At 55.0% G+C, this 12,385-nt stretch carries 12 protein-coding genes and 1 other RNA gene; 4 read left to right on the top strand and 9 right to left on the bottom strand.

The window, feature by feature from the left end; translation table 11 throughout:
• Nucleotides 1-272 precede the first annotated feature (272 nt).
• Both recD2 and A6395_RS13710 read right to left on the bottom strand, forming a co-directional pair.
• The gene (gene recD2 / locus A6395_RS13715; RefSeq protein WP_071399473.1) at nucleotides 273-2,483 is read right to left on the bottom strand and encodes an SF1B family DNA helicase RecD2; all 2,211 of its coding nucleotides are present in this window, start codon (nucleotides 2,481-2,483) and stop codon (nucleotides 273-275) included.
• 67 nt (nucleotides 2,484-2,550) lie between these two features.
• Nucleotides 2,551-3,237 carry a magnesium and cobalt transport protein CorA gene (locus tag A6395_RS13710; RefSeq protein WP_071399472.1) on the bottom strand — a complete coding sequence of 229 codons (687 nt, stop codon included), beginning with the start codon at nucleotides 3,235-3,237 and terminating at the stop codon, nucleotides 2,551-2,553.
• Nucleotides 3,238-3,355: 118 nt separating this feature from the next.
• Between A6395_RS13710 and A6395_RS13705 the strand changes: the two genes are divergently transcribed.
• The gene (locus A6395_RS13705; RefSeq protein WP_233589610.1) at nucleotides 3,356-3,904 is read left to right on the top strand and encodes a VOC family protein; all 549 of its coding nucleotides are present in this window, start codon (nucleotides 3,356-3,358) and stop codon (nucleotides 3,902-3,904) included.
• A 63-nt stretch (nucleotides 3,905-3,967) separates the two neighbouring features.
• Nucleotides 3,968-4,243 carry a hypothetical protein gene (locus A6395_RS13700; protein ID WP_071399470.1) on the top strand — a complete coding sequence of 92 codons (276 nt, stop codon included), beginning with the start codon at nucleotides 3,968-3,970 and terminating at the stop codon, nucleotides 4,241-4,243.
• 54 nt (nucleotides 4,244-4,297) lie between these two features.
• On the opposite strand, the gene A6395_RS13695 is transcribed toward A6395_RS13700, so the two are convergent.
• The 4 genes from A6395_RS13695 to cymR are packed head-to-tail and all read right to left on the bottom strand — an operon-like array spanning nucleotide 4,298 to nucleotide 7,651.
• Nucleotides 4,298-4,963: a tetratricopeptide repeat protein gene (locus A6395_RS13695; protein WP_173647400.1), complete on the bottom strand. Its 666-nt coding sequence runs from the start codon at nucleotides 4,961-4,963 to the stop codon at nucleotides 4,298-4,300.
• Nucleotides 4,964-4,967: 4 nt separating this feature from the next.
• A complete protein-coding gene (gene mnmA, locus A6395_RS13690) occupies nucleotides 4,968-6,089 on the bottom strand; it encodes a tRNA 2-thiouridine(34) synthase MnmA (RefSeq protein ID WP_071399468.1) in 1,122 nt (373 codons plus the stop codon).
• Nucleotides 6,090-7,226, bottom strand: coding sequence for a cysteine desulfurase family protein (locus A6395_RS13685; protein ID WP_071399467.1), 1,137 nt, complete (start codon nucleotides 7,224-7,226; stop codon nucleotides 6,090-6,092).
• 17 nt (nucleotides 7,227-7,243) lie between these two features.
• Nucleotides 7,244-7,651: a cysteine metabolism transcriptional regulator CymR gene (cymR, locus tag A6395_RS13680; RefSeq protein WP_071399466.1), complete on the bottom strand. Its 408-nt coding sequence runs from the start codon at nucleotides 7,649-7,651 to the stop codon at nucleotides 7,244-7,246.
• A 60-nt stretch (nucleotides 7,652-7,711) separates the two neighbouring features.
• Here cymR and A6395_RS13675 point away from each other — a divergent pair, with 60 nt between their 5' ends.
• Complete coding sequence (locus A6395_RS13675) at nucleotides 7,712-9,019, top strand: replication-associated recombination protein A (protein ID WP_071399465.1); 1,308 nt, start codon at nucleotides 7,712-7,714, stop codon at nucleotides 9,017-9,019.
• A gap of 24 nt (nucleotides 9,020-9,043) precedes the next feature.
• Here A6395_RS13675 and A6395_RS13670 read toward each other — a convergent pair whose 3' ends face one another.
• The 3 genes from A6395_RS13670 to A6395_RS13660 form a co-directional block, all read right to left on the bottom strand.
• Nucleotides 9,044-9,811: a tRNA threonylcarbamoyladenosine dehydratase gene (locus A6395_RS13670; protein ID WP_070327660.1), complete on the bottom strand. Its 768-nt coding sequence runs from the start codon at nucleotides 9,809-9,811 to the stop codon at nucleotides 9,044-9,046.
• Nucleotides 9,812-9,906: 95 nt separating this feature from the next.
• A non-coding RNA gene (gene ssrS / locus A6395_RS13665) (6S RNA) lies at nucleotides 9,907-10,093 on the bottom strand.
• A gap of 75 nt (nucleotides 10,094-10,168) precedes the next feature.
• Nucleotides 10,169-11,383 carry a DASH family cryptochrome gene (locus A6395_RS13660; RefSeq protein ID WP_071399464.1) on the bottom strand — a complete coding sequence of 405 codons (1,215 nt, stop codon included), beginning with the start codon at nucleotides 11,381-11,383 and terminating at the stop codon, nucleotides 10,169-10,171.
• A 344-nt stretch (nucleotides 11,384-11,727) separates the two neighbouring features.
• On the opposite strand from A6395_RS13660, the gene A6395_RS13655 reads away from it, so the two are divergent.
• A complete protein-coding gene (locus tag A6395_RS13655) occupies nucleotides 11,728-12,375 on the top strand; it encodes a YczE/YyaS/YitT family protein (RefSeq protein ID WP_071399463.1) in 648 nt (215 codons plus the stop codon).
• Nucleotides 12,376-12,385 lie beyond the last annotated feature (10 nt).

Genomic DNA, 12,385 nt, shown 5'->3' with positions numbered 1-12,385 from the left:
GCGATGCCCGTCCCTGTGGAAAGGGACGAAAGCATCGCTTCGTGGTACCACCCTCGTTCGCACGGATTTACCGTGCCTCGAAACATCCGATAACGCGGATGAGACGCCCAGGGTGAGTGGGGACTCCAGACTAGCTTCGGTCGACCGACCCCCATCTTCTCACAGCCTAGGAAGATGTCTCTGGTGAGGCGGTTACGACTTACTCATTTCCTTCATCGTCTTTAATCGTTTCAGTTTTCTATTGGTCATTATCACATGTCAGAAACCAGACGTCAAGACTTGCCGCCAAGCCGTTCGACGAGTTTTGTCCGCCGCACCGGCTCTTCTTCCCGCGTCGCCGCCTCGAGCGCCCGGACGTCGCCGAACAAGAGCAAACTCTTCTTCGCCCGCGTGACGGCCGTGTAGATCAAGTTTCGCGACGAGCGGAAGCCGCCGTTAAAGAAGACGGGCATGAGTACGATCGGGAATTCGGAGCCTTGCGACTTATGGATCGTGATCGCATAGGCATGTGTGAACTGATCCCATTCGCTGCGGTTGTATTCGACCTCGGTCTGGTCGAAGCGGATGTAGATCTTATCGACTTTGTCGACGTTCTCTTTGGCGAAGAAGATGTTCGTGATTTCACCGATGTCACCGTTATAGACGTTCTCTTCGGCGTTGTTGACGAGTTGGAGCACTTTGTCGCCGCTCCGGTACGTCCGATTGCCGTGTTTTACTTCCCTTGCCGCCGACTTCGGATTGAACACGTTTTGGAGCGCCTCGTTCAACCCATCGATGCCGCACACCCCGCGATATGTCGGGGCGAGCACTTGGATGTCGAACGGCGAATAGCCTTTTCGCAGCGCGGCGCCGGCCATCTGACAGATCGCCTGCAACGCCGTCTCTTGGTTCGCTGTATAGAAGCGGCGGTCCGGCAACGCCGCGAGCAAGTCGTCGGGCATTTGTTTCGCGTTGAGCGCGTGCGCCAAACGCAGGATGCTCGACTCGGACGCCTGGCGGTGGACGACGTCGAGCCGGACGACAGGGATGCCGCCGGTCGCCATCAAGTCGGCGAGCACTTGGCCCGGTCCGACCGACGGGAGTTGATCACGGTCGCCGACGAACAAGATCTTCATCCCGTTCGGAACGGCCCGCAGCAGGCTACGGAACAAGAAAATATCAATCATCGAGGCCTCGTCGACGATCAACACTTTGCCGACGAGCGGGTTCGTGTCATCGACTTGGAACGAGCTGCCGTCGAACTTGAGCAACCGGTGAATCGTCGAAGCCGGTAGCCCAGTCGATTCACTGAGCCGCTTGGCGGCGCGGCCGGTCGGTGCGGCGAGGACGAACGGGAACGGTTGGTTCGGTACCGGCTCGAGCTTCCAATCGAACACGTCGCTGAGGGCGTGGATGATGCCGCGGACGACGGTCGTCTTCCCTGTTCCCGGTCCGCCGGTGAGCACCATGAGCGGGGACTTCAAGGCGAGCTCGATCGCTTCGCGCTGTTGCTTGGCATATTCGATCGAAAACATCTCTTCGACCCGACCGACGGCGTCAAAAATCGTCGTCATATCAACGTCTTCGGTCGTCGATGTCGACATGATCCGGGCCAGTTCTTCGGCTGCTTTCCGTTCAGCCCGGTAGACGCGCGGGTGATAGACGACACCGTCCTCGACGATGATCCGTTCATCTTTGACGAGCGTCTCAAGCGCGGCATTGAGCGCCTCGGCCGGATCGCCACCGATGATGCGCGGCATCTCACTCGCGAGTTGATCGGCCGTGACGAACAAGTGTCCGTTCCCTTGCTCGAGTTCGAGCACATACAATACCGCCGCCGCGATCCGCTCCGGATGGATGCCTTGAATCCCGAAGTGAGCGGCGATGGCATCGGCCGTCTTGAAGCCGATGCCTGGAACGTCATACATGAGCGCGTATGGATTCTTTTCAATCGTCTCCATAGCCCGTCCTTCATACTCTTTATGAATCTTCGAAGCGAGTCGCGGGGTCACGTCGAACGGGGCTAAAAACAGCAACAGCTGGTCGACCCCATATAAGACGTTCAACCGCTCGGTGATGACGCGGGCTTGTTTTTCTTTCAACCCATCGATTTTCGATAAGACATCGGGATGCTTGACGATCTGGTCGATACAATCGTCACCGAGCGTGTCCGCGATTTTTTGTGCCGTCTTTTGGCCGATCCCTGGGAACGATCCGTTCGTCAAAAAACGGACAGCGGCCCGCTTCGTCATCGGGACAACGCGACGGATCCAATCCGCTTTCATCTGTTTGCCAAACCGTGGATGGTCGACGAGACGGCCGTGCGCTTTGTACGTCTCGCCTTTCTCAATGCCGACACCGACACCGGCGATGACCATTTCAGTCTCGTCTGTCTCAAAATTTTTCTCTTTTATACGTACGAGCGCAATAGTATGCGCTTCTTCTTCCGATTGAAACAGGACGCGGATGACTTTTCCTGTCAACTCGTAAGGTGCTGCTATCATTCGAGCCACCTCCAGCTAGTTTTCCATTCCCCATTATAGCCCGAGTTCGAACGGTAGAACAAATGGACTAACTGAATAGATTCAAGATTTGCTCGAGTTGATCGAGGTTAAGCCGCTCGAGCAACCGAATCAATTGGTCGATATCGACCCGATTTAAGATGCGTTCGAGTTGTTCCAAGTCGACGGTCTCTAGCAACCGCTCGAACCGTTCGAGTTCACCTGAGTTGACGTATCCTTCGAGCCGATCAAATAGCTCGGTCCGCTCGATGCGGAACAGCTGCTCGAGTGACGGTCGTTGAATGAAGAAGACGAGCCCGGCGGCCACTACGTGGACACCCCAGTTGAGAACGACGTGACCGAGCCGTACCGTCTGTCCGACGAACGGGATGAGCGGGATGAACGAGAGCTGCAAGACGATGATAACGAGTTGAATGTATGGGTTCGGGATGAACCAAGCGGTGAGCGCGAGCATTGCTGGGACGACCCACGCCACCCCGATCGTCCCGAGCGTCTTGGTCCACGACCGGTTTAACGACAATAGCCAATGCATGAGGATCCCGACGACGAGGAACGTCACAAACAATAACAAAAGCGTCGACGTCGCCCGCTCGGACTCGATGACGACCCGGTACAGCACGTTGTTCGTCCACTCCCCGCTGGCAAGCCGGTCATCGACCGCTGTAAATAAACGTCCGAGCATGAACCATTCGACAATGAAGAATACGACGACACTGAATAGACTAAGTATGCGCATGATGTCTCCCCTTTCTAGCGTTCCCCTTCTTTTCCCCGAACCTGAAACAAGCTATGCACGTTTTTCAGTGAATCAAAGCGGGAACTGTCGAAGTGAAACCATGAAGGAGGAAACAATGATGACGAAACGGCTACCAATCAGTGGACTATGTGAACTCGTCTTAGAAGTGACCGACATGACCGAGGCCGTCGATTTCTGGCACGGCAAGCTCGGTTTGCCGGTCGTCGAGCAATGGATTGGCGATGACGCCGAACCGAGCGCATCGCAAGAAGGTGCGAACGAGCCATGGGCGACATGGCTGTACGTCGGCGGCAATACGCGGCTCGGTCTATGGCTGAAGCGTGACTTTACGACAGACGAAGAAGAAAATCGCCAGCAACAAGTGACCGAATGGGACACGCTGTATGACGAAGGCGGCGCCCACGTCCATTGCGCCTTTTTCGTGCCGATGAAATCGTTCGATCAAGCGCTAGAAGTGCTCGAGGCGTCAGCGATCCCGACGAAGCTGCGGACGTGGGACGAGGACGAGACGGTCAACGGCAAAGAGCGCTCGGCCTACTTTAAAGACCCGAGTAAGAACGTCATCGAACTGTATACGAAAAATATGGACGAGGCATACGGCGAGTTTGCCGGCGAGCCGGTGAAGATCACGACGAAACAGCTATGACGGCTGTTTTCGACTGTTCTCTCTTCATGATAAGATGAGAGAAAATGGAAAAGGTTGTGCCAGATGCGATTCTTCCCTCTTCTGCTCATGATTGGTCTCGGAATGCTCACGTTTGTATTGTATTTCATGATTGATGCTTTTCCGACGCTCGATCGCCCGACTTCTTTTGCCGCATTAACATTCGTCTCATTCGGTGTGACCTTCCTCATTTTGACGGATGGTATACGCCGGGCTAAATCAGGGAAACGCGTCGTGTGGAGCTACATTGTGCTCGCCTGCACACTTTTGTTGACGACGTTGAACTTGTTCGTCTGGTTCGCCGGAGAACTTGTGAACTGACAACGGGACGAAAAGCGCCTCTCGCAAAAAAATAGCGAGAGGCGCTTTTCGTAATCAGTTTCCGAGCAATTCATCCATTTTCGCTTTCGCGTCACGTGCGAGCTCATGGTCCGGCTGTAGTTCGAGTACGCGCTCGAGTTCGGCGTACGTCTTGTCCTGCTCACCGAGGAACGCATAGGCGATGGCCAAGTTATAGCGGGCGTCCGTATGAGACGCATCCAAGTCGAGCGTGTCCTCGAGTGCGTCGACCGCCAAGTCGAGCTGTTCGTTTTGCGCGAGCGCGAGCCCGTATTGGAACGTGATCTCGACGTCTTCCGGCGCTTGCGTTTTCGCTTCCCGAAGTCGCGGCAACGCGCGGACGAAGTCGCCCATCGCTTTGTACGTCAAACCGAGCATGAAGTGCAAGTCTGCATCATTCATGCCGGAAAGGAGCGCTTGTCGTAGCGACGCCTCGGCCAAGTCGACTTGTTCGAGCTCATAGGCGAGCGCGCCTTTCGCGTAATGGGCCGCACCGAACGCATTGTCGAGTTCGAGCGCCTTATCGTAAAAGACGACCGCCCGTTCATGGTCACCGATCGCTTGAAGCAGCGTGCCCATGTTGACGTAACCGGTCGGGTCCGTCGGATTCGACTCGATGGCGTCGTTGAAATGTTTGGCCGCTTGTTCAAATTCACCTTGCTGCATCGCTTGGATGCCTTGTTCGTTTGCGTTCACTGTCATCACCTCATCCGATATAGTCGAGTTGTTTCCCGTTAATATACGCTTTGTCGATCGTCGCTCCGCCTAGACAGATATCGCCGTCATAAAAGACAACGGCTTGTCCTGGCGTGATGGCACGTTGTGGCTCATCAAATTTGACGAGTACTTCGCCACCATCGAGCGGCGCGATCGTTACCGGCACGTCTTGTTGACGATAGCGGAACTTCGCCGTCGCCCGGAACTCCGCCTCAGGAGCCGAGCCGGTCCACGACAATTGTGACGCAAAGAGCGCGTCTGAATAGAGCGCGTCGTGATGGAAGCCTTGGCCGACGTAGAGGATGTTCTTTTCGACGTCTTTTCCGACGACGAACCACGGCTCTCCGTCTCCGCCGATGCCTAGACCGTGCCGCTGACCGAGCGTGTAATACATGAGCCCGTCGTGGCGTCCTTTCACAATCCCGTCGAGCGTCTGCATCTCACCTGGTTGTGACGGCAAGTATTGACCGAGGAACTCTTTGAAGTTCCGCTCTCCGATGAAGCAGATGCCAGTCGAATCTTTCTTCTTCGCCGTCGCGAGTCCAGCTTCTTCAGCGATGACACGGACGTCTTTTTTGTCCATGTGCCCGATCGGGAACATCGTCCGCGCGAGTTGGTCTTGCGACAATTGGTTCAAGAAGTACGTTTGATCTTTGTTGTCGTCTTTCCCACGCAACAGGCGGTGCTCGCCGTCGACGAACTCGACGCGGGCGTAATGCCCTGTCGCGACGAAGTCGGCCCCAAGTCGGAGCGCATGATCAAGGAACGCCTTGAACTTGATCTCTTTGTTACACATGACGTCCGGGTTCGGCGTCCGCCCGAGGCGATACTCGGCCAAGAAGTATTCAAAGACGCGGTCCCAATATTCTTTCTCGAAGTTGACCGCGTAGTACGGGATCCCGATTTGGTTGGCGACCGCGATGACGTCCTCATAGTCTTCTGTCGCCGTGCAGAATCCAGACTCATCCGTATCGTCCCAGTTTTTCATAAAGATCCCGATGACGTTATACCCTTGCTCTTTTAACAGATGGGCCGTCACCGAAGAATCGACGCCGCCTGACATTCCGACGACGACCGTCGTGTCTTCAGGGGCTTTTGTTCGTAAGTTCATCTATCTCACTCCGTTCATAAATGTCGAGACGACTTCATGTAGTCGTTCGGCGAGCCGTGTCACGTCATCGACCGTGTTGCCCAGTCCAAAACTGATGCGGACCGATTGTTTCGTCCGGTCAGATTGACCGTACATGGCCGTCAGCACGTGCGACGGCTCAATCGTTCCAGCCGTGCAGGCGCTACCGCTCGAAATGGCACAACCGCGCATGTCCATCATGATCAGGAACGGCTCAAGCTCGATGCCCGGCAGGTACAAGTTGACGATGTGCGGCAAGCGGTTCGCCCCGTTCACTTCGTACTCGACGCCAAGTTCATCAAGCGTGTGTAGCAACGTGTCAGCCATCTCTCGGTAAGCTGTCACCCGCTCGTTCCGTTCGGCTATGACCAGTTCGGCCGCTCGGCTAAACCCGACGGCACCCGGAACGTTTTCCGTGCCGGCTCGACGTTTCCGTTCTTGTTGTCCTCCAAAAGAACGCGTCGCTAATTTTACACCTGTTTTTATAAAAAGAAAACCGATACCTTTCGGACCGTTCACTTTATGCGCCGACGCCGACAACAAGTCGACGCCGAGCGCGTGCACGTCGATCGCTTCTGTGCCGAGCGCCTGGACCGCGTCGGTATGGAACAACGTATCCCGGTCGGCTAGCAACGTCCCGATGTCAGCAATCGGTTGGATTGTCCCGACCTCGTTGTTGCCGTACATGACCGAGACGAGAATCGTATCGTCACGGAGCGCGTCTTTAAGCGCAGCGACCGATATGGCACCGGACTCGTCGACGTCTAAGTACGTCACGTCGAACCCTTCACGCTCGAGTTGCCCCATCGCATGCAAGACGGCGTGGTGCTCGACTTTCGTCGTGATCACATGCTTCCCTTTATGTCGGTTCGCATAAGCTGCGCCGAACAAGGCGTAATTGTCTGACTCGGTCCCGCCCGACGTGAAGACGATCTCGTTTGGCGTCGCACCGATCCATGTCGCGAGCGTCCGTCGTGACGCGTCGAGCGCCGCCCGAGCTTTCCGGCCGACACCATGTATGCTCGACGGATTACCGTACTGCTCTAAAAAATATGGAGTCATCGCCTCGAGCACCTCGGGACGCATCGGCGTCGTGGCCGCGTGGTCAAAATAGTTCATATCCGTTCACCTCATCGTTAAATATAGAACATGTAGCCTTCTGAATCTTCTTCCGCGAGATCGGCGAGTGTCGTTTCTTCTAACACCGTCTCGATCGCCGCTTTGATCTTGTCCCAAAGTTTTCGCTTCACGGCGTCGTCCGTCTCCGAGTCTTCGACAATCGTCAGCGGACCTTCGAGCAGACGAATGATCTCACCAGCCGTGATATCGCTCGGTGCTTTGACGAGCTGATAACCACCGTAGGCACCGCGGACACTTTTGACGAGACCGCCGTTACGGAGCGGGCCGATCAATTGTTCCAAGTAATGTTCTGGCAGTTCATGGCGCGCCGCGATTTTCTTCAAACTGAGCGGTTTGTTGTCCGTCTCACGGGCAAGCGCGATCATAATCGTTAAACCATAACGGCCTTTAGTAGATATTTTCATATTGGTTTCTCCTTCTGTTATACTGTTCGAACAAACGTTTGTCGAAAGGAACGTGTACGTATGAGTGATTTATTTCAACAATCAAATAGCGGGCCGCTCGCCAACCGGATGCGCCCGGAGACGTTAGACGAAGTCATCGGTCAACGCCACATCATCGGTGAAGGCAAGCTGTTGCGCCGCGCCATCGAGGCCGACCGGCTCGGCACCATTATTCTTTATGGTCCGCCAGGTACTGGCAAGACGACGCTCGCTCGCGTCATTTCAAACTATACGAAAGCGACGTTTGTTCAATTGAACGCTGTCACGGCAAAACTAGATGAGCTTCGGAGCGTCATCCGTGCAGCCGAATCTCGATTTGATTTCGAGCAAGAGCGGACGATTTTATTTTTAGACGAGATCCATCGTTTCAATAAACTGCAACAAGATGCGTTGCTCCCGGCGCTAGAGGCCGGCAAGCTCGTCTTGATCGGGGCGACGACCGAAAATCCAAGTTTCGAGGTCAATGCGGCGCTATTGTCGCGCGCGACGGTGTTTCGGCTCGAGCCGCCTGGACAAGACGAGCTCCGGGTCGTGCTTGAGCGTGCGCTCGCCGACAAGAAAGGGCTCGGCAACTACCCGGTTGAAATCGAAGACGCGGCTGTTGACCATTATATCAAAATGGCGGACGGTGACTATCGTGTCTTATTGAACGCCCTCGAACTCGCCGTCTTGACGACGCCGGAAATCGAAGGCAAGATTCAAATCACGCTCGACGTCGCCGAAGAGTCGATCCAACAAAAAGCCATCAAATACGATAAGACGGGCGACCGACACTATGACGTCATCTCGGCGTTCATCAAATCGATCCGCGGCTCGGACCCGGACGCCGCCCTGTACTGGCTCGCCGTCATGATCGAGGCGGGCGAATCGCCACGCTTTATCATGCGCCGCCTGTACGTTCACGCGGCCGAAGATATCGGGCTCAGTGACCCGAACGCGCTCGTCATCGTCGACGCGGCCGCACGGGCGAGCGAACATATCGGGTTCCCGGAAGCACGCATCCCGATGGCCGAGGCCGTCCTCTATCTCGCGACGGCACCGAAGTCGAACGCCGTCATCACCGCGATCGATAAGGCGATCCATCACGTCCGGACGGTCGAAGGTGGTCCCGTCCCGGTCCATCTCCGCGACGCGCATAGCCCTGGGGCACGCGAGCTCGGTAATGGCGCCGGCTACAAATATCCGCATGACGAGAAAGACGGATACGTCCCACAAAACTACTGGCCGGAAAATTTGGCCCGGAAACGTCCTAAATATTATACACCGACGAGCCGTGGCTTCGAGCCACAACTCCAAAAACGGCTCGACTATTGGGAAAAACGACGCTGACTCATTCGAGTCGGCGTCGTTTTCTCAGTTCTGGATGCGATTGATCTCGACACCAGCCGTCTCGAGCATTTGATTGATGACGTACCCGGCGGCGACGAGTCCCGCGACCGATGGCACGAACGCGTTCGAGCTCGGTGGCATCTTCGCTTTACGGATCGGGGCGTCTTTCTTACCGACGACCTCGTTCACGTCCTCACGCGTCACGATCGGTGACTCATCCGAGAATACGACCGGCACGCCTTTATAGATGTTATGTTTACGCAGACGCGTCCGCACCATCTTCGCAATCGGATCGTATGACGTGTCTTTAATGTCGATGACTTGAATCCGGGTCGGATCCATCTTATTGGCCATCCCCATACTTGAAATGACCGGGATACCACGACGTTTACACTCGACGATCAAATGAATCTTGTAGATGATCGTATCTGACGCATCGATGACAAAATCGATGTTTTGAGCGAAGAACTCTTCGAACGTCTCTTCGGTATAAAACATCTTCAACTGGACAAGTTCGACGTCCGGATTGATGTCGAGCAGACGCGCCCCCATCGCCTCGACTTTCGGTTGTCCGACTGTCGACAAGAGCGCGTGGATTTGACGATTGACGTTCGTGATGTCGATATCGTCTTTATCGACGAGCACGATCCGACCGACACCGCTCCGGGCAAGTGCTTCTGCTGCGAACGAGCCGACACCGCCGACGCCGAGAATGGCGACCGTCTTTCCTTTCAACGTTTCAATACCTTCTTGACCGATGGCCAACTCATTACGCGAAAACTGGTGTAACATAATCTTCCTCCAAATTAATACTATTTTTTCACACTATTTTACTCGGAATTATAATCAAAAAAAAGACGTCTAGCGACGTTTTTACAATAAAATCGATGGGGCCCGGAGTGCCGTGACGATGCCCTGCTTTTGAACCTGCTTAAGCAGGTGGGTGATCTAGCGTCCCCTTCACAAGTCCTCCTGCACGTGATGAGGCAGTTGATCCGGCTGGCAGTTCGATCTCCCGTATTCAAAGTGTTGGCTCAAAATAACGAAGGCGGCTCTCGAACACCTCAGGTATCCCATCTGATGCCCTTACTATAGCATCCCATGTAAAAAGAAGTCAATCAGAAACCTCGATTTCCGGTGACGGTTTCGTCACATCCACGTGTCACGAAACGCACGCGTCGGGTCATACGTATCTTGTTGGCGTGAGACGTTGAAACGCCGGTCGCGTGAATCGTTGCCGACACCGGCCTGATACGCCCAATTGCCATAATTGCTGGCGACGTCGTAGTCGATGAGCATCGCTTCGAAGTAGGCCGCACCGTAGCGCCAATCTTGTCCGAGTTCTTTGGCGAAATAGCTCGCGACGATTTGCCGGCCCCGGTTCGACATCCATCCCGTCGCGTTCAACTCGTGCATGAACGCATCGACGAACGCGACGCCCGTCTCGCCTTGCTGCCACCGATGAATCACATCCTCGTCCACTTTCCACGATTTATCTTTCGAACGTATCCCTTGGCGACGGAACAACCGCTTCCCTTGCTCGAGCGCGACCCATTGGAAAAACTCGCGCCACAACAGTTCAAAATAGAGCCAATATGTCGACTCGTTCGCCCCGTGCTGTCGTTCATGAAGCTCTAGTTCATGGAGCACACGCCGCGGCGAGAGCGACCCGTTGGCAAGAAAAGCCGACAACTTGGATGAGTCGTCGACCCCAAAGCCGTTCCGCGTCTCTTTATACGTGCGGACGGGACCTGCCAAATAGTCGCTCAGACGTTTCCGCCCCGACGTCTCGCCGCCTTGAAACGGAAAAGCGGACCGGGCGTCAAGCGTCGGGCGCTCGAACGGGACAGGAAACGGGAGCGGACGCGATTGACCTGAGCTCGTCCGTTCGACCAGCTGTTCAGGACGGGCATCGTCCTCGACCGCTTTTCGGAACTCGGTGAACAAAAACGGCATTTTCTTAAACGGGATTTCGGTGCGTGGGTACAGCGTGAATCCGTCGAACGATTGCCACTCCCCTTGCCAACGTGCGATGACGTCTTTTTCAAGCAAGCGTTCGTTCAACCCGATCGACCGTTGAAACAACAGCCGGTCTGTCGGGTCGAGGATGTCGAGCGGATGACCGACATGCACGTAGAGCGGGATTCCGAGCGCATCGAGCGATCCGGCCAAGTCTTCTAGCGACTCTTTTAAAAATTGAAGCCGTCTGGCCCCGAGCGGGATGACGCCGAACTGATTTTCGTTCAGCTCGTCTTCCCTTATAAAGTAATGCCCCTCGATCGCCTCATCATGTTTCTGCGCCTCTTCGAGCGGCTGATGGTCATCGATCCGTAAATCGTTCTGATACCAAATAATCGTCTTCATATTCTTCGCCTCCTGGCTCTATTATGCGTGATGCATGTGCCATCAATCGTGTCGAACCTGTTCGAAATATGTTTTCATTTCCGCAACGTGTGGAATATAACTCTTTAGAGAAGCGAAAGGGGTGCAACAACATGGCTAGAAAAGGAAAATTTGGTACACTCATCAAAGTCGCGACGGCGGTCGCTCCGTTCGTCTACAATTATTATAAAAAGAACAAAGCAAAAAAAGCAGAAACACCTAAAAAATAATCAATGACGTCTCAGCCAAGCTGAGGCGTTTTTTTCTCGCCTTGAAACCAATTATGATATGATGATGGAACATTTTAGGGAATCGAGGCGACCAACATGCAGGCGGTATGGATACAATCTTTACGAATCAGTTTGAAGTGGGCGTTGTTCATGGGCGGTTTGTTCCTGCTCGCCCTCGGGTCGTCGATGATGATCACGGCCGACCTCGGCGTCTCGACGTGGGACGTGCTCCATCTCGGGCTCGCCCGGCACACACCTATCTCGGTCGGGACGATCATTCTCCTCGTCGGACTGTTGCTCGTCTTATGCAAATACATATTGGACCGCATCCGACCGCAGTTCGGGACGCTCGTCAACGCCGTCTTCGTCGGCGTGTTCATGAACTTGATCCTCGAGCATCACTGGTTACCGACGCTCGACGGCACCGCACTCAATATCGCCTGGCTCGTCCTCGGCATCTTCGTCATCGGTATGGGCGCCGGGCTGTATGTCGCCATCGGTTACGGTGCCGGCCCGCGTGACGGACTGACGCTCGCCTTGGCCGACCGCTTCAATACGTCGGTCCGCATGATGCGGACGTGGATGGAACTCTCCGCTTGCTTGATTGGCTGGGTGCTCGGCGGTCCCGTTTTTTTCGGGACGGTGCTGTCGATTTTCTTGATCGGTCCGTTCTTCCAGTTTTGGCTCGAACAGTTCCTCCGGCTCGTCTCGGTCATCGACCGGGCGAAAGCCGATATCGCCTGAATTTAAGAGA

Source organism: Exiguobacterium sp. SH31 (assembly GCF_001816105.1).
Classification (GTDB): Bacteria; Bacillota; Bacilli; order Exiguobacteriales; family Exiguobacteriaceae; genus Exiguobacterium; species Exiguobacterium aurantiacum_A.
The sequence above is the reverse complement of the archived record's forward strand: the minus strand, read 5'-3'. Positions and strand labels throughout refer to the sequence as shown.